Source organism: Ferroplasma acidarmanus Fer1, assembly GCF_000152265.2.
Classification (GTDB): domain Archaea; phylum Thermoplasmatota; class Thermoplasmata; order Thermoplasmatales; family Thermoplasmataceae; genus Ferroplasma; species Ferroplasma acidiphilum.
Genome location: NC_021592.1, coordinates 606818 through 623838, shown reverse-complemented (window position 1 = coordinate 623838; position 17021 = coordinate 606818). Strand labels below are relative to the sequence as shown.

Annotated in this window: 15 protein-coding genes, 2 tRNA genes and 1 pseudogene; 10 read left to right on the top strand and 8 right to left on the bottom strand. The window is 35.4% G+C overall.

Going from position 1 to position 17021, the window contains the following annotated elements; translation table 11 throughout:
- Nucleotides 1-11: 11 nt before the first annotated feature.
- Nucleotides 12-1760, bottom strand: coding sequence for an ATP-dependent DNA ligase (locus tag FACI_RS02985; protein ID WP_048074147.1), 1749 nt, complete (start codon nt 1758-1760; stop codon nt 12-14).
- A gap of 35 nt (nt 1761-1795) precedes the next feature.
- Nucleotides 1796-2734, bottom strand: coding sequence for an acetamidase/formamidase family protein (locus FACI_RS02980; protein ID WP_009886636.1), 939 nt, complete (start codon nt 2732-2734; stop codon nt 1796-1798).
- A 215-nt stretch (nt 2735-2949) separates the two neighbouring features.
- Here FACI_RS02980 and FACI_RS02975 point away from each other — a divergent pair.
- From FACI_RS02975 to FACI_RS02955, 4 genes are all read left to right on the top strand, one after another.
- A tRNA-Tyr gene (locus FACI_RS02975) sits at nt 2950-3049 on the top strand.
- 115 nt (nt 3050-3164) lie between these two features.
- Entirely contained in the window at nt 3165-4769 is a 1605-nt protein-coding gene (locus FACI_RS02970; protein ID WP_009886635.1) for a cation:proton antiporter domain-containing protein, read from the top strand.
- Nucleotides 4770-5440: 671 nt separating this feature from the next.
- Nucleotides 5441-5689: a hypothetical protein gene (locus FACI_RS02960; RefSeq protein ID WP_009886633.1), complete on the top strand. Its 249-nt coding sequence runs from the start codon at nt 5441-5443 to the stop codon at nt 5687-5689.
- A complete protein-coding gene (locus FACI_RS02955; protein ID WP_009886632.1) occupies nt 5689-6102 on the top strand; it encodes a type II toxin-antitoxin system VapC family toxin in 414 nt (137 codons plus the stop codon). Before FACI_RS02960 ends, FACI_RS02955 begins: the two co-directional genes overlap by 1 nt.
- A gap of 201 nt (nt 6103-6303) precedes the next feature.
- Here FACI_RS02955 and FACI_RS10220 read toward each other — a convergent pair whose 3' ends face one another.
- Nucleotides 6304-6480: a hypothetical protein gene (locus FACI_RS10220; RefSeq protein WP_009886631.1), complete on the bottom strand. Its 177-nt coding sequence runs from the start codon at nt 6478-6480 to the stop codon at nt 6304-6306.
- Nucleotides 6481-7786: 1306 nt separating this feature from the next.
- Between FACI_RS10220 and FACI_RS02950 the strand changes: the two genes are divergently transcribed.
- A tRNA-Trp gene (locus FACI_RS02950) sits at nt 7787-7928 on the top strand.
- A 163-nt stretch (nt 7929-8091) separates the two neighbouring features.
- Here FACI_RS02950 and FACI_RS10465 read toward each other — a convergent pair.
- Nucleotides 8092-8508, bottom strand: a pseudogene (locus FACI_RS10465) (tyrosine-type recombinase/integrase); the annotation flags it as partial.
- Here FACI_RS10465 and FACI_RS10365 point away from each other — a divergent pair.
- On the top strand, nt 8441-8686 hold the full coding sequence (locus tag FACI_RS10365; protein WP_238553357.1) for a hypothetical protein: 246 nt from the start codon (nt 8441-8443) through the stop codon (nt 8684-8686). The pseudogene FACI_RS10465 and the gene FACI_RS10365 overlap by 68 nt on opposite strands.
- Nucleotides 8687-8825: 139 nt before the next feature.
- Here FACI_RS10365 and FACI_RS02940 read toward each other — a convergent pair whose 3' ends face one another.
- A complete protein-coding gene (locus tag FACI_RS02940; RefSeq protein WP_009886628.1) occupies nt 8826-9014 on the bottom strand; it encodes a hypothetical protein in 189 nt (62 codons plus the stop codon).
- Nucleotides 9015-9130: 116 nt separating this feature from the next.
- Here FACI_RS02940 and FACI_RS02935 point away from each other — a divergent pair, with 116 nt between their 5' ends.
- From FACI_RS02935 to FACI_RS02920, 4 genes are all read left to right on the top strand, one after another.
- Entirely contained in the window at nt 9131-9709 is a 579-nt protein-coding gene (locus FACI_RS02935) for a MarR family winged helix-turn-helix transcriptional regulator (RefSeq protein WP_009886627.1), read from the top strand.
- A 35-nt stretch (nt 9710-9744) separates the two neighbouring features.
- A complete protein-coding gene (locus FACI_RS02930) occupies nt 9745-10047 on the top strand; it encodes a hypothetical protein (RefSeq protein WP_048074032.1) in 303 nt (100 codons plus the stop codon).
- A 973-nt stretch (nt 10048-11020) separates the two neighbouring features.
- Nucleotides 11021-11611 (top strand): hypothetical protein, encoded by a 591-nt coding sequence (locus FACI_RS02925; protein WP_009886625.1) that lies wholly within the window; start codon nt 11021-11023, stop codon nt 11609-11611.
- Nucleotides 11612-11904: 293 nt separating this feature from the next.
- A complete protein-coding gene (locus tag FACI_RS02920; protein ID WP_009886624.1) occupies nt 11905-12171 on the top strand; it encodes a hypothetical protein in 267 nt (88 codons plus the stop codon).
- A gap of 63 nt (nt 12172-12234) precedes the next feature.
- Here the strand turns inward: FACI_RS02920 and FACI_RS02915 are convergent, their stop codons facing one another.
- The 3 genes from FACI_RS02915 to FACI_RS02905 form a co-directional block, all read right to left on the bottom strand.
- Entirely contained in the window at nt 12235-13767 is a 1533-nt protein-coding gene (locus FACI_RS02915; RefSeq protein ID WP_009886623.1) for a thiamine pyrophosphate-binding protein, read from the bottom strand.
- A gap of 134 nt (nt 13768-13901) precedes the next feature.
- A complete protein-coding gene (locus tag FACI_RS02910; RefSeq protein WP_009886622.1) occupies nt 13902-15308 on the bottom strand; it encodes an amidohydrolase family protein in 1407 nt (468 codons plus the stop codon).
- Nucleotides 15305-16723: an MFS transporter gene (locus FACI_RS02905; RefSeq protein WP_009886621.1), complete on the bottom strand. Its 1419-nt coding sequence runs from the start codon at nt 16721-16723 to the stop codon at nt 15305-15307. Before FACI_RS02905 ends, FACI_RS02910 begins: the two co-directional genes overlap by 4 nt.
- Nucleotides 16724-17021: the final 298 nt, after the last annotated feature.

Here is a 17021-nt window from a genome sequence, read left to right as displayed (position 1 = left end):
CTCTTCTTTATTTATTTTGTTTTTTTCTGCATTTTATAAAGTTCTATAATTTCATTGGTAGTTGTAGCGTCTTCAGCGTTTTTATCGTCACGTATTTTAATTAATCTGGGAAATCTTAACGCAAGGCCGGAATCTTTCTCTATTTTTCCAAAAGCACATGTATGTATAGGGCTTACAGTAATTTCTGCTCCCTGGATTTCCATAACTATCTGTGGATATATCCAGATGTCAGGAACCATTTTTGATTCAACCATAGCAGGTTTGTGGTCTCTTACAAGATCAGAGAGCATTTTTGGCAATGAAAATAATACCTCATCACTGAATCCTGTTCCCAGTTTTGTGACTGACTCGAATGCATGTGTTTCTTCGTTATATGATGCCATGAGGAGTGCACCGTATGCCCCTGCCCTCCTTCCACGGCCATTAAATGCACCGATAATTACCAGGTCCATGGAATCCGCAAGTTCTTTCTGATAATCCCTTTTAAATTTTATCCAAAGCCACCCACGAGCCCCTGCACGGTAAACAGATTCATCAGATGTATCCTTCGCAACAATGCCTTCACACCCATCCTCTATGCTCTGTTCAAAGAATTTGTTAATCTCTTCAGAATCATCCGAGGACAATCTTGTTGCCAGCCTAAAGTGCTCATTATCTACAAAATTTTCTTCAAGAATTTTACGCCTTTCTTCGTATGGGAGATTAACAAGTGTCCTCCCATTGAGCTCCAGTATATCAAAAATAAACATTACAAGAGGTATTTCAGTGGATTTTTCTGTAATCTGATATTTTCTTCCCCTCCTTTTGGAAACCATCTGGAATGGGAACAATTCCCCTGTATCGGGATTAAACGGAACCGATTCTCCATCAATTATTATGGATTCAAATGAATAGCTCTTTTTGAAATTTTCTATAATATCCGGGAAATTTTCAGTTGTTTCCTCAAGCCCTCTTGAAAAAATCTTAATTTTATCCCCTTTTTTGTGCAACTCTGTCCTGAGCCCGTCATATTTATACTCAAATGATACGTGGTGGTTCATTTTTTCCCTTATATCATCAATGGACCTCAGCCTTTCTGCAAGCATTACCTTGAATGGAATCAATGGCTCAGGACCTATGTTGCTTATGGCCTTTATATCGCCTTTCTGCAGGAGCGTTGCTATAAGCCCTATGTCTGGATGAAAATTGTAAGCTGTTTCTACCATATCTGCATTATCTTTAGAGGAAAATGCATGCACCAGGGAATCAAGTATTGTGGAATCTGCCACGCCTAGTCTAAGTTTCCCCATGATTATTCTCGTAATATACTTTATATCTTCAGGATATGAATTTACCATGAGGTCCGCATAAATATCTGTTTTCCCCTTTACACTTCCATGCCCTGCTGATTTTGCAAGTTCCATAAGCCTTGTATACACATAGTGTACGGTAAGGTCTTCCCTGAAAAGTGGCTTCTGTTCCATTTTTTCCCTGATTTCAGAGGCAGTTATACCAAGGTCGCCATTCTTGTAAAACAATTTGTTGACTTCTTCCTCATCCATTCCGGATATGGCTGCAAGGGATTTCACTATAAGCTTCCCCGAAACTCCAAATTCTATACCCTCATAATCCGGTGCCAGCTTGCCCTGTATTAAATATACCAGTTCCTTCAGGTCATCCCCTGCATTTTCAAGCAATGAACCCAGTATTGATGTGAGTTCAAGCCTCTTCGTTGTCGATTCCATCTCCATGAATTTTTTGCTGGCTTCTGAAAATAACATTAAATAATAATCATATAGTATATTATAAGATTTTGTCATTGGCTGGCATTTCTGCTGCTAACCGTATTTTTGTCCAGTTCCATGGAAACAACATAGTCTGGCATATCCACCATTTCAGAAATTTTAAGGTTCCCTGCCACGCTGCAGAGGATATATGCTTCTTCTCTGGAGAAACCATATTCAGAAAGTATACCGATCATTTCCCATATGGCCGCTTTAGCTGATTTTTCTAAACTATCTTCTATGCCCATAGAGATTATGCAATCAGTTCCGGCATTTCCTCTGGACTCTATCCGGGGGTATTTTATTGCCTTCCCCTTTATCAAATCTACTTTCACCACAGCTGTGCAGGATGTCTCTATGGCAGTCCCGCAAACCTCGCCATCGCCCTGGGATGCGTGGGGATCGGCAAATGAAAGCAGTGCACCATTTACATTGACCGGCAGGTAAAGTACAGAACCGGCACCTAAAAATTTATTGTCCATATTCCCGCCAAAATTCCTCGGGGGTATCATCCCAAATTCTCCATTTCCAGGAGCAGTTCCGATGATGCCAAGGAAAGGGTTTACCGGTATCTTTACATTGTCAAGAAAGCCTTTATTCATGCATCTGGCTTCTGTTTTATTTATATCCCATATTACGAGCCTATCATCAAACTCCGGGCTCAGGGCACCAAAGTCTTTCATTATTGCGCTCCATCCCCATGTTCCTACTTCTATGCTTTTTATTTCTATTTTCAAAGTATCTCCTTTTTCAGCCCCATCTACATACACCGGCCCCACAGCTGCATCTACCTTAGAGTCGTCTATTTTCTTAAGGTCCTCACTATTAAAATCTTTCTGGATCTGCTTTGTTGATGAATCCGGAATTTTAATGGTTAGCGTTTCTCCAGGGGACACATGTTCCACAGGAATATTTGCCGGAGACCATCTGAAATGCAAGTTTTCATTTTTAAATCCATCTATTACTTTCATAATATCCAATAAATAGATTATGTTAATTAATTTATAGCTTAACAGCAGGTATCTAATGAAATTTTGCTGTTGCGGAGCAAATAAAATATTTAATTCAACAGAAGAAAAATTCCATCGCTTTAACTGTGGAATGATACCACCATTAGTTATTCAAGTAGAATATAATAACCGGCATAAATGTTAAAATTTATATCCGTTGTAATGATTATCTGCTACCCGGCTTAGCTCAGTTGGTAGAGCGATGGACTGTAGAGTGATATACTGCCAGAAAACGCAGTCATCCATAGGTCTCTGGTTCGAATCCGGAAGCCGGGATTTATTCAGGTTTATTTTTATGATTTAAGCAAATTCTTTGATTATTTTAAATAAATAGCAGAAAATAGGCAAATTTTAGCAAAAATATTAAATAATCCACCTACATCTTACCGTAATGTACGGACTATCCGACTCACTTCTTGCACTTTTATTTATCGGTGCATTGTTGCTACTCGCCAAACTTGGAGAGGAGTTATTCGAAAAATTCAGGATCGTTTCATATGTTGCGGCAATAATAATTGGAATAATTATAGGCCCGGGAGTACTGGGGCTGATAACAATACTTCCAAACATTTCCCTATTTATATCCCTTGGAATTAATTTTCTGCTTTTTACGGGAGGTGCCCTGGAATTCAAGGAACTGGAAACAAAAAAGCTTCTGAATCCTTCAAACATATTGACCGGCGTAATTGAGTTCATACTTCCATTTGGTTTAATATCATTTGTTGTATACTACATATTTCACAGTGTCCTCATAGCCCTGATTGTGGGCCTGGTAACAGGAATGAGCAGTGCCGGCCCTTTAACAAGGCTACTGACAGACACAGGGCTGAATCATACTGAAGAGGGAAATAGCATTTTCCAGCAGGTTGTAACAATGGAAATATCCGGAGTTATACTATTTTCATTCCTTGCTGACCTCTACGGAAAAGTAGTTACCATATACCTGGTTCTCAAAATAGCAATGGAGCTCGTTGTATCACTTGTTTTTATACTATTATTTTCAAGATATGTACTGACAAGGCTACTGGTGAAGATAGATTTCAGTGCCAGAGCCAATGAAACTGTAATAGCAGTTATAATCGGGTTTGTCCTTGTACTTGGATTTGTCGGGCAGCTATATGGATTTAACTCAGCTATTATTGCCCTTTTTATAGGAATCTCCCTGAGAGAGTTTATTAACGAGAGGCCACTTGTTGCCGAAAAAGTATCAACATTTACATATGGATTTTTTGAACCCCTGTTTTTTATTGGCCTTGGCCTCTATTTTGTTAAGATTACACTGCCACTTATCACCCTTGGACTTTTGATTTTTGCAATAGCCATTATATTAAAGCCAATAGCAGGCACCATAACCTCAAGGTTCATGCATGTGGATACATGGAAAAACGCCTTCGGAACATCGGTGCACGGGGGCGTGGACGCAGCTTTGCTTGTTGTTGCTCTTGGATTATCCCTCATTGGCAGGTATGATTATTCTGCAGTCATGATAGCAATAACGTTATTGACTGTGGTAATACCGGCATTGTTTAATGTTAAGGCACCGGTGGTCAAAACTAAAAAGTCAAATTATGTCTGGGAAATGGTAAACGCTGAATTCAAAAATTTGAAGGCATGTGATATAGCAAGTTCCTTCCAGTCTGTGTCGGTAAATAGTAAAAATCCTATAAGCCTGGCATTTAAAATGTGTACAGACTTAAATGCAAGGGCTGTTATAGTAATAAATTCAAAATTGAAGGTTCTCGGGCAGCTTACGCTAAGTGATATGGTTACCATGGGGCATAACCAGTTAAGGACACTATCAGTATACCAGGGAAAAATAGTTCCAGCAGCAAAGGTACGTTGCGATTCTCCTGCAACCGACCTGATTAAAATATTCAAGGAATATGACCCGCCTATAGTTGCCGTCGTTGACAAATCGGGAAAATTTATAGGAACTATACTGGAGAGGGAAATATTGAAGCACGTAGCAGGTATCCTGGACAGTGATAAGCAATAAACGTATGAGTATTACTGGCTTTAAGATTAAAGCTGCATTAAATCATTTATGCCATTTAGGGCCACATAGCGGAAAGCCTATGAACTTTACCAATGTTTTAGATATGGAATATAATCGGTGAGGCATAAAACTCTCTCAGAAAAGTTATTCCATTAAATCCAGAATACATCATTCACGATCAGGTGGCAAGGAAGCCCACGTGCTTTAGCCAGGGGTAGTTGACATTGAAGGACTTACATTATATTGGCAGATCCCATATGTCCTGTCATATTTGTCTTACAAACTGTCTCATAAAGAATAAAGCTATATCAGTCACTAGGAAAATTATTAACCAGATTGAGAAATATACAATTAAGAAAGTCTGCAAAAAGTTATTTCCCTGTGCAAGAATATAAGAAACCGGTGCAGATATTATAGCTCCAGGTACCAATTTTATTAGTGTTCTTATTTTTTTTAGCATGATCCATATTATGTATAACGGGTAATATTATTAATAATTACTTATATTATATGCATAATGTGATATGTACACTTTAAAAATACAGGATAGTGTACATAATTATATGTAAATATAAATCCTACCTCCGGACAGTGCTTTTTATGTTGTAATACGAAACAAAATATGTAATTAATTACAAAGATATATATACAATTTATAGTTATGTAATCATATGAATAAAGTTGTAAGTATTAGATTATCAGAAGATATGCTAAATACTATAAATAAACTAATAGCATTTAAAATAGTAAACAGCAGGACAGATGCTATAAATTATATAATGGAACACGGAATTAATAATGTTAATAATGTAATTAAAAAAAAGGAAAAAACACAGGAATTGCTTGAAAAATATTTAAAGGAAGGCTTGCCGGAATTGCCAGCAGGGTTGTCTGAAAAATCAATTTTAGAGAGAGAATAATGGAATACATAGATACGAATATTTTAATTTCCCTTATTGATAAAAAGGACAGTAAATACAATCTAGCCAATAAATTAATGAAAAATTACGATAATAAAATTATTACTGAATTAAATCTACTTGAAATAAAAAGTGTTTTGTCCAGGTCCGGTGTAATTGAAGAGGAAATAGACGCATTAGATGAGTATCTATTAATAAAAAATGATATAAAAATAGTTAATATTGATTTTAACAGAAGCATAAATACCGGAATAGATATAATAAATTCCATAAAATTAAAAACACTGGATTGCCTGCATATTGCCAATGCTATTATAATACATGCGGATAAATTTATCACCTTTGATAAAGATTTTAAAAATAAGGAAAGAACTATTAAAGAATTTGGAATAGAAATAATATATCCATTGTGATATATTTAAAGGGATTTTCTGTGGATTAGCAGAGAAGGTATATTTTATTGATTCATTAAATATCAGGAACAGGGCTGTTGCCAACCAGCCTATTGTAGCAGGTTATTTTTCGTCCATTGTGGAAACCCGATGGCAGCTCACTACTTTAGCTGTGGGTAGTTGGTACGTATATTTACCCTGGAAAACTAAACGCTCACAGATCTATTCCTCGGTATCCTCAGCTACAGAAAATTCGCTTCTATGGGCTTTGTATTTACAATATGGGCATTTAATAAAACCAACTCCAGGGGGTACCGCACCAAACCCGAGTCTTTTTTTGTCCCATCTAGGCGCATCAAATTCTTCGTTGCATTTCGGGCAAACAATTTTAGATTTCATATTTGTGTTATGTAGTCTATAACGTTATATAATTTTTTTCTATAATAATTATATCAATTGTATACAATAAGACAAATAATATTTATATTTTTGTGTTAGTACCGGCAAGATAAAATATCCAGTTAAACGGTTGTCTGTGAAATTATGTGTAAATATAAACCATCCTGTTATCAATGAATTTTACCATAAAATAATTTGAAGATATACATCTTTTGAGCAGATAGGTAATAAAATATGAGAAATACAGATAAAAAGATACGGGGTAGGTGTAAGAGTTCAGCCGTTTGAGTTACCCGGATTTATTACAGCTTACAGTTTGTCTTTCTCCTATTTATATTTTATGCTCATTATTGTCTGTTAATTTATTGTATGTATCTTCAAACAACGTATTTGTCCCGGTTACATTCTATGCAATAAGAACCAATATTGCAAACCCTGTAATTTCTTTATCCGAAAGTTTCATGACATAGATTTCAATGAAAGAAATTCTTGATAAAGATTGTTATTTTTGCCCCTAAGGTCAATTTTCTAATAAAAATAATTTGCAATGCTGAACTGTGTTTCTATGTTAGGCTCTCTCCAGAGCGAAGTTGCAGGTCTATTTGGTATTAAATATTTTGATACTCCCTGATGCGTGTGATGATAAGATTATCATGTTTAATCCAGTGTTTTTATTGTGCTAGGAATTCTGAGCTCCGGTAAATTTATTTTATAATATTTTAATTGATTTATATTTTCCATGGTACTTCAGATGTTATTAAAGATTTTACCCATTAAACATCTGATATGTTTTTCCTGCGCGGCGCACCTCTGCTATAACTACAATTTTATTTATATATGCCTATATCAATCTCCCTTTTTACTAAATCGGGGTGCTGGATATTCATTAATTCTGTTATCGTTCTTTTAACAGATTCTTTATCTAACATATGTTTCTACATAGAAACATAAAAAATATGTTTTTGTTTCCTAAAGGAAACATATTATCATTATACCTTAGCAATACCGGTATTGTAATTATTTGCCATCTATGCTATAGAAAAATTTTTCAACATGAGAGCTAATTAAAATAGGGATTAGAGCGACTTTATAGTACATAGCCTCTGTGAGAAGCTTGCCAACAATTACAAATAATACAACATTAGTATTCCGATAATGCTTTAAAGCTAGCACCCCCCTTCATGTGAATTGCAGAAGGGATTTTCAGGTATACTGTCTTATTCAGTAATAATAGTGCACCAGAAATAATGGCCCATACACGAGCTTATCCTATAGATATTTATATTAAAAATAAATATACGTATCAGGAAGCATGGGGTAGTCAGGTATCCTAGAGGGCTCCAGTCAGTTTGTGATTAGCTAAAGGTCGTCTGAATTTATGATGAATGACTGGAACGATGAAACATGGAAGAGACCCTTAGATCTGGGTTCAAATCCCAGTGCTTCCACTACATTAGGGTCAGCCCCCAACTGCTCCCACTCAAAATCCGTCATTTGCCGATTGAGGCGAAATAAGGCCTCAACACTTTCTTTTACAGCTTCCCCAACCTCTTTTTGTGTTAAGTGAGTATACCTGGTTGTGGTCTCAATGCGGGCATGCCCTACCAGAATTTGAACCCGCCGTATGTCTACACCAAGCCGTACCAGTGTCGTGGCGTAGTAGTGTCTGAAACTATGTGGATGAATATCTGGAACACCGCTGTGAACCCCAATATACTTGATGAGCTGCCTTAATTTGTTGTAATTGTACCTTCCGGTTCTGGTGGTGAACAATGCCCTGGAATCACTGTGGTACCTGTACTTTTCAATGTATTCATCGACTTCTGACGTAAGTTTTCCAGGCAATGGCACCGTTCTGTCCTTCTCTCCCTTTTCTGACCTTATGTACAGTGTAGAATTTTTATAATCTTCCAGGTTTGCATGTATAAGTTCACCTGCCCTCATCCCGGTGGCTATAAGCATGTCCATCATGCAGAGGTTTCTTGCCCATGTATACTTATCCTTCCTGGAAATGCAGAACTCCCTCATCCGCTGTATATCCTCAGGCTCCGGTATAAATGGATCGGGATCTGGCTCTTTCTTTAATACTGGCAAATCATCTTTTGATATTGGTTTTCCAATGTATTTGCACCAGTGGGATAGATCTGATATTTCCAGCCTTACTGATTTCTTTTTCAGGCCAGATCGCAGGCGCATTTCAACATAGGAATATATTTCGCCGATATCGGGTTCATTTACATTGATATGATTCTCCAGCATCCTTATTCTCCTCTCCCTCCTCTCAGCCGTTGATATCTGATCCCCATGGCTGATAAGATATGATACGAACTTAGGGTACTTCAGCTTCATAGATTTCCCTCATGTATGCCGTAATCCTTCTGGCTCTGTATTTCAATCATTTTCCCGCTTTTTATTAAAACTATATCTTCCAAGTTATTCCACTTTAAAGCCTGAACTAACCCTAAGGGAATATATATCCTCGCAGCCCCCGATTTGTCTAAATAGCATTTTCCAACCTTTAACATCTGTTCCATATTACCACTTTACAATAGTGTAATCCAAAATTATATTTAAATATTTTCACTTTACATTAATGTAAATAATATTATTAGACTAATTTTTATATTAAAATCATTTACACTATACATAAATGGAATTAAGTAAAATACTCAGCCAAAAACACGCAATTTCTGTGTTGCTATTTCTTTCAGAGCGTGGAAGTGTTAAGCAAAATGAATTGTTAGAAGTTATTCCCAGCAATTTAACGATTGAAAAACTTAGCAATTCTTTGAAAGAAGCAGGTTTAATAAACATCACACATCAAATGATGGGTCGTAAGATCTTTATATATTCCCTTTCAGAACGTGGTCATGTAGTGGCTCTAAAGCTTAAAGAAATGTTAGAAGCAGCTGAGGGAATCTATAGTGAAAAAAATATCCAGGAAGTTCCTCTTAACCATGATAGCCAATTTAGAAATCTCTCTATACACGGCAGCTTAAATGCCCTTGATGACCATATAGCAATAAATGAAATAAATTGGGATAGATCTGGTAATGACCGTGTAGTCTTTGTCTATGTAAAATTAAATGGAAACAACATCATACGGCTCTGGTGTGAGGTTGACAATACCTATGAATGTGTCCATACACAATACGCCTGGTCTCTTCCAGATGTCCAGGCTATGGTGCAGCACCAAGTTTTAAAGGTGAATATAAGGAAGATTAACTGAATTGGAGATTAAATATAAAGATGCAAAGAAATTAATTGGAACCATATCTCTGGAAAGTAAAGCAAGCAATTAAAATGATGCCATCTACAAGTGACATATATTCATTTCAAAAGGAAATCCCCAAATATTATTACACGGAGATAGATGCAAAATTTACAAATATTACTCGTTTTAATGCTATTGATATTATTCCAATTAAAGATTTCCTTGACTCTCTTGACTATATTGGTTATGGCACAACAATAATAGTAAAGAGGGAAGGAATTAAGAAGTTCATTGATTATATAGAAAGAAGAATGGAAAACTTCAGAAAATCTAACCAAAATGAGACCCGCTAAATCATGAGAACTAAAGGTGTATTAAACAGTGAGGTGAACTAAACGGAAGAAGCAACAGAAAATCAGCCCCATACTAAATAGTTATTCTTAAACAAGATAAAAGAGCCAAAACTATAATGGTCCGTTCGGGGCGCTTCTATAAGTGTTTAAGTCCCTGCAATACATAAGCAATAATATTGTATCCTTATTTATATATTTCCAATTCTGTTTTTGTAATATAAGTGAAATATAAGAATACAATTATTTAATTATTTACGGATTAAAAATTTGGAAATAAAAAACACATATTATACTTTAAAATTTTTACCTTAAAATTATAAGACATGTTATAGGTTAAACAGGTTAAAGATAATCCGATTATATACGAACACACGCTTCGAGAATGCCATTATTTTAATCGGAATATGGTTCATGGTAGAATTTCCTTACAGTCAAGAATCGGCTATATATTTCCACTTTTAATTTTACATTAATACACCAATGATAAATTGCCTATGGTTGATATGCCTTAAACGGTGACAGAATGCCAATATTTTAATTCAAATTAATATCCATGCGTAATTACCATTCATACCTTTTTCAGTTAAATATGGCATAAAAACACTATTTTTACACATGGTAATCTCAAATCAATTTGTTAACCTTAATGTGATACTAAGTTATCATCTGACTCTTCCTTAAATAAAAAATCCTTATGCCAAAGCCCAGTTCTAAAAAACCTCATAACGTCTTGAATTTAATTCATAACGGCTTCATTGTAAATTAATACCACCAATCATGTTTCAACACTTTTCTTAGAAGTTAAATATCATATAATAAATATGTTAAAATGGCTTATTTTAATTTGAAATAGTTCATGGATTAAACAACCACTAAAAAATCCTATCGATGGTGTATTCTTAAAAAACTGTATTAACAAACTATTAAATAACACCACCATATTATTTGTATAAACGTTAAAGTGGTGTGAAAAATGAAACTAATAGGTTTTGGAAAAACTGACGATTCTGATTGGAAACTTCCTGAAGAAGATATGACTTTTGGAGGGAATACATTATATGTTGATTTAATACCATCAAGCTGCTGGTTTAGTAATGTTAGATCTTTAGTATCTTACGCTGATTGGAGAATAATAAGAAATAAAGTTATTTCTCGTGCTGAATATAAGTGTGAAATATGTGGGTCGGAGGAGATGCCTTTACACTGCCATGAAAGATGGGATTTTAACGATAAAACGCAGACGCAAACACTAAAAAGGTTAATGTGCATTTGTCCCGCATGCCATGATACAACACATTTTGGAAGATCGCAGATAACAGGTCATGGCAAGACAGCTATAAAACATTTAGAAGATGTTAATAAATGGAATATCACTGAAACAAAAAGCCACATATCTAATGCTTTTGCGTTATGGAAAGCACGTTCTAAAATGGAATGGAATTTGGATATTTCAATAATTACAAATGCAGGAATATCAGTTAATGAAATACCAGGAAGCAATAAACGAGAAAAGATATCACATGAAACAATAAAGCGGATTAACAAAAATGATGATCAATATTAAGTTGAACGAAACTAAAATAATTTATTGGTATTCTAACTTATTATTTTTAACATTAAATCTCTCTAAAATTTAATTCTAATATCACAGTATCTTGGCAGAAAGCCAAATGTTTCAAGCGTCCCTTGTTATGCCTATCCTCGTATCTCTGCATAAACATAAGGCAAGAAAATGGGCATATATTTTATTCTAAATTCATGAGCTCTCCCCTTATTTTTTCCCATACTGCATGCCAATTTTAGCCACATATTGTTACCCGATAGCATCCATTATGCTTTCTGCTATTGCCCTTACAAGTGAGAGAACAGCATTTTCTCCATGACCTTGTATTTGTCAGCGAAGTTCCTGTACTTGAATATGAAAAAAGAAATACATACCAATTATTGTGGATAAAAGCCAGAGAAATTTCCCCGTATTCACTCATCATCACCATAATGGAGATACAGTTAAAATCATTATACAAGAGGGAACTCACCAAAATCAATATAAGAAATACAAAATTGTTAAAAGTTCGGAATACGCTTTCCAAATTTACATATGTAAAAAGTGCTACGGCAGTGTAACTCTCAAAGTGTTTCTCATCATGTACTCCATGAATTTGAAAATTTGGGCTCTCACAGAGAAGCTTATCCGAACAGATTATATCCATATGGTTTATCCACATTTACAATAAGTGCAGCGGGACCTTTAATATTCCTGAGCCATTCAATATCTTCCATGGTTTCATCGTTCTCCCTTGATTCTATATTAAAGGAATCCAGTACTTTCTTTAATTCAATGGAAAATGAAAGGTATTTCTTGCTTTCTTTATAATTGACATCAGAGAATTTTTTGAGTATTCCGTATCCATGATTGTCCAGTATTATAATTTTCACAGGGAGGTTATAGTTCTTTATTGTCCACAGCGTCTGGCTTGTGTACATAAATGCACCATCACCTATAACACATAATACCTTATCCTTTACCGTTGCCATGCCCGCAGCAGCAGGAAGAGCCCAGCCAATCTGCCCAGATTTCCCTATGAAATATGAATCCGGTTTATATCCTACTATGTTTCTCAGGAAAGGAGATGCTGATATGGATTCGTCTGATATGGTATAATCACCGAAGTTTTTTGATATTTTAAGCATAACTCTTTGAATCTGGGAATTTTTATCAATTGCAGGTTTACCCGGTATCACAGAAGGCTTCCTGGGCTTAATGTACTCTATTACACTTTGAAGGAAGGCAGCAGGGTTCATGAAATAGGAGTCCCCAATTTTTCCTGATATATCCATTCCTATCTTTATTATTTCTTTTCCTTCAAGGAGATCAGCCTTGCTATAGGGATAAAGATTAATATCACCTCCAACAATAATAATCAGGTCATGTTCTGAAAGTTTGTCATTTATTAAAGCTGCAACAGGTGGCAAATCACCGGCATAATTTTTATCGCCAGAGTCAAAGGGCGCCCTGCTTGCAAATGGCTCTGCAAATACTGGAATTCCAAGTTTGCTGGCAAAAGCTCTGGCGTACCCTATCCCACCATACATATCCAGTTCATACCCGGTTACCATAACAGGGTTTTTTGAACTATTAATCATTTCTGCAATATATTTGACCGCATTGATATCCACAACGTTTGAATTGCTATCAGGCAAATTTAATCCCGAATATTTTCCTTCTTCACCCATAATATCCATTGGAAAACCAAGGAAAGAGAGAGAATATGGAGGTGCCATTGAACTGGTATATGCCCTTCTAATTGACTTCTCTATGTCATTTGCAGAATTTACTTCAAATTTGTATTTAACATAGGGTGAAATCATGTCACCTATATTTCCGGAGAGCAGAGGATCATAGAATATATGCCTTGAATCCTGTTCACCTGCGGTAATTATAACCGGTACCCTATGCACAAATGCGGAATAAATAAACGCCATGGAGTTTCCAACGCCAAGAATGCTGTGTAGATTTACAAATGAGGGCTTTCTTGTGAGCTGTGCTCTCCCATCTGCCATACCCACAGAAATAGAATCATGAAGAGTAAGAATATACTCATCACTGGACACGCCTTCCAGCATTGGTATTTCTGTAGTTCCGGGGTTTCCAAAAACAGGAAATAGTTTCATATTTTTAAGTGTTTTGTTTAAAATTTTATAACCAATCATAGCTATCATTCTTTTATTTTGTAATTTGATTTATTAATATTAGTTTTATTATCTGCCGATTTTGTCCATAACAATGGATGTCAATTAGGAATAGAACACACGAATAATATGTATTAACGCAATTGAAGCTGACATTGCTAAAATTACCTAATATAAACATATTTCCCCTGATTCTTTTCTTGCATTTTAAAATCGGAATATACCTCTATACCACCCAAAAATATTTTATACGGCCATCCTGTAAACTCTTTATTTATTTCAGGGTTCCAGTCAAGACCTGGTACATTTTCTAAAAGTTCCGGTGTGGCTTTGTGGTAATTTTTATCATCGACTAGTACTATGTCTGCATCCTTACCAACAGATATTGACCCTTTATTTACTGCTCCTATCACTTGAGAAGGCCTTTCTGACATAATATATACTAAAGTCTCATAACTTAGAATGCCACTAGATACAAACTTTGTTATAAGTCGCGGTAAGGTCATTTGTATATTGTCAAAGCCAGGACTTGCATCCCAAATATTTCCATATTTGTTAGCATTTTTTATTTTTTGTTTACTGTTAAGTGCATTAACGTCGGAAGATATGGAATCTATCTTTCTCTCTGATATTTTTTTTATCAAAAATTCGCTGTCTCTGGATGTTCTGAGTGGTGGGTTTACCTTCCCAAAAACTCCAAGAAGTCTCCACATAGAGTCGTCATAAAAAAGGTAATGTGGTTCCGTTTCAATGGTAATGTCAACACCCAGATTCCTATATCTTTCTACTGCCTCGTAAGCTTCAATTGATGAAATGTGTGCTATATGGATCTTAGCGCCAAAATGTAATGCCAGATGTCCAATATGATCTATTTTAATAGCTTCTGCGAACGGAGGTCTACCTCTGCTAAATGCATCAAGTCCGTTTTTTTCTCTCTCATTAGCTGTACAGTATTTCACCGTACTGTTATCTTCAGCATGGAAAATAATACGAGTTTTTCTATATTTAGATGCTGTGGAAAGCACTTTTATTACTATATCATCTATATCCTCATCTACATATATACCTAGGTTTCTACCTTCCTCTCCTTGATAGGCATTATAGTATATTTTATATGCATTTATCCCCTTATTTATTAATTCCTCAAGTTCATTAGCCTGATCCATTGTACCTATCATTGGGTTAAACGAAAAATCAGAGTAACTAACTTTCTCAGCGTTTTTTATGATATGGTCTATAACTTTCAAATATCCGGACTTACCATCTTCACCTATAATCAGGTGGGACCTAACGTACGTATAGCCACCTGCAACAGCAGCCCTTGATTCTAATTTCAAGTCATTATAAACACTGTTAATGGAACCCATACCAGCGTGGAAATGAAGATCTATAAATCCTGGCATTGCAAGCAGGCCACTTCCATTTATTAAATTTCCTGTTGGATGTATTATGCCAGTTTGATGTATACCCGCTATTTTTCCATTGTTAATGAAAACATCAGCGGGGTCAGATATTCCTGATGAACTTACTATTCTAACATTTGTTATAGTTAGAGAATTATTAGAATTCATGGTGATACAACCTCCAGATCCTTTTTAGACGTATCATCTGCCATAAAAAACGCAAGTATAACATATACTACAAAGGCCCCTATGGCTACCAGACCTATACCAGTTAAATTGTACAATGCGTATACATAAGACGTCAGAACTTCCATAATAGCCACACCTCCAAGACTTGTTGCCAGAATGAAACCTGTGCCTATATTTCTTATCCTAGTAGGATACATTTCAGGAGAATATAGCCATATAGTTGTATTTGATGCATACGAAAAAATTGCGAATATAAACAGTGATATTACCACTATATACGCATATGAGTGAAATGTTACTGTAAGCCCGGCCCCGATTATAGCTAATATCCCTAAAGTAGATATCAATATTTTTCTATTTTTAGTAGCTAGGAATACCGCTGTGAATGTTCCCAGGAGAGTTCCAAAATTAACTATCGTTGTAAGTGTGAATGTGCTGCTAAGATGCAGTGCCGTTGCTACTGACGTAAATATTTCAGGATATATTATAGTAAATGATGCGGATGTTCCAAAGGTAATAAAGGACAGTATAAATAAAAGTAAAGATCTTCTTGCATATTTGCCAGCAAAAAGTTCCCTGGTTTTGGGCTTTTCGTTTATAGGCTTAAGACCAATATAGTTATATTGTTGTCTCAGGTCGTCCACCTTATAATAGTTTTTTAACTTCTTTAGTGGAATTAGTTTGTTCTCGGAAAGCATTTTAATCACAGCGAAAGCTTCATCCTGCCTCCCCTTAGATATGAGAAATCTTGGCGTTTCAGGTATGTACCTTCTGTAAAGCAATATTAGCAATGCTGGTAAAATCAATATTCCTAAAAACCATCTCCACGCTAGCTTTGAACCCCCAAATATTTGTTCATAGGGCCCTATAAAAATTAATGCAAGAATTGCAACTGCGAATATGCCGAATCCCGGACCAACATTTACAGCTCCAGTAAGTTGACTTCTAACTCTTGTGGGCATAATCTCGGATATTAATGTTAAACCAATAGCCACTTCACCGCCAAGTCCAAGGCCGACAACTATTCTGCCAAAAAGGAACATAGAATAATTGACTGAAAGAGCCGATATAAGGGCACCTATTGCATATATTCCAAGATTAAAAGAATATAAAAAACGCCTGCCTAAATTATCACCCATATAACCCGCGATCACTGCCCCAACTGCCATAAAGCCAAAAGTAATAAATTCCACTTGGGTAGAAATTACAGATGCACTTATATGAAATACTGAGGAAACTCCTGAGGCTGCATATCCGGCATTATACTGTTCGATAGCATCAAAAAATGTACCAAAAACAACAAGTAATATTATTATACTAAAAACTTTATTACTTTTTTCTATTTTGTCAAGTTCTTTCCTGGAAATGTCATACATGCTTATTTCTTCTACCATTTGCATCACCTTCGGGCTCTATGGTAAACACTATACAAGTTACTACCTATTGTCAATCTTAATACTTCAATACTTTTATTATCTCCCATAAAAATATAACTTATTGAATTTTATAAACATTTCTCTTATAGACCTATATTCGAAAATCAAAGAATAATTTTCTTTAAATTCTATATATCACAATTTTAATATGCATATTATTGGCAATTAGAGGAAAATAAAATACAATTTCAGCAAATATTTATTAATGTAAATATTATATATTTATATATGGATAGCTTGTAAAAGTTTAGTTGTT

Bases quoted from the DNA above. Each gene is read 5' to 3' on its own strand.
- FACI_RS02970 (WP_009886635.1), top strand. From the start codon at position 3,165: ATGTACGGACTATCCGACTCACTTCTTGCACTTTTATTTATCGGTGCA.
- FACI_RS02905 (WP_009886621.1), bottom strand. From the start codon at position 16,723: ATGGTAGAAGAAATAAGCATGTATGACATTTCCAGGAAAGAACTTGAC.
- FACI_RS02940 (WP_009886628.1), bottom strand. From the start codon at position 9,014: ATGGAACAGATGTTAAAGGTTGGAAAATGCTATTTAGACAAATCGGGG.
- FACI_RS02955 (WP_009886632.1), top strand. From the start codon at position 5,689: ATGGAATACATAGATACGAATATTTTAATTTCCCTTATTGATAAAAAG.
- FACI_RS02985 (WP_048074147.1), bottom strand. From the start codon at position 1,760: ATGTTATTTTCAGAAGCCAGCAAAAAATTCATGGAGATGGAATCGACA.
- FACI_RS02960 (WP_009886633.1), top strand. From the start codon at position 5,441: ATGAATAAAGTTGTAAGTATTAGATTATCAGAAGATATGCTAAATACT.
- FACI_RS10220 (WP_009886631.1), bottom strand. From the start codon at position 6,480: ATGAAATCTAAAATTGTTTGCCCGAAATGCAACGAAGAATTTGATGCG.
- FACI_RS02910 (WP_009886622.1), bottom strand. From the start codon at position 15,308: ATGAATTCTAATAATTCTCTAACTATAACAAATGTTAGAATAGTAAGT.
- FACI_RS02915 (WP_009886623.1), bottom strand. From the start codon at position 13,767: ATGATAGCTATGATTGGTTATAAAATTTTAAACAAAACACTTAAAAAT.
- FACI_RS02925 (WP_009886625.1), top strand. From the start codon at position 11,021: ATGAAACTAATAGGTTTTGGAAAAACTGACGATTCTGATTGGAAACTT.
- FACI_RS02980 (WP_009886636.1), bottom strand. From the start codon at position 2,734: ATGAAAGTAATAGATGGATTTAAAAATGAAAACTTGCATTTCAGATGG.
- FACI_RS02935 (WP_009886627.1), top strand. From the start codon at position 9,131: ATGGAATTAAGTAAAATACTCAGCCAAAAACACGCAATTTCTGTGTTG.
- FACI_RS10365 (WP_238553357.1), top strand. From the start codon at position 8,441: ATGTCCATCATGCAGAGGTTTCTTGCCCATGTATACTTATCCTTCCTG.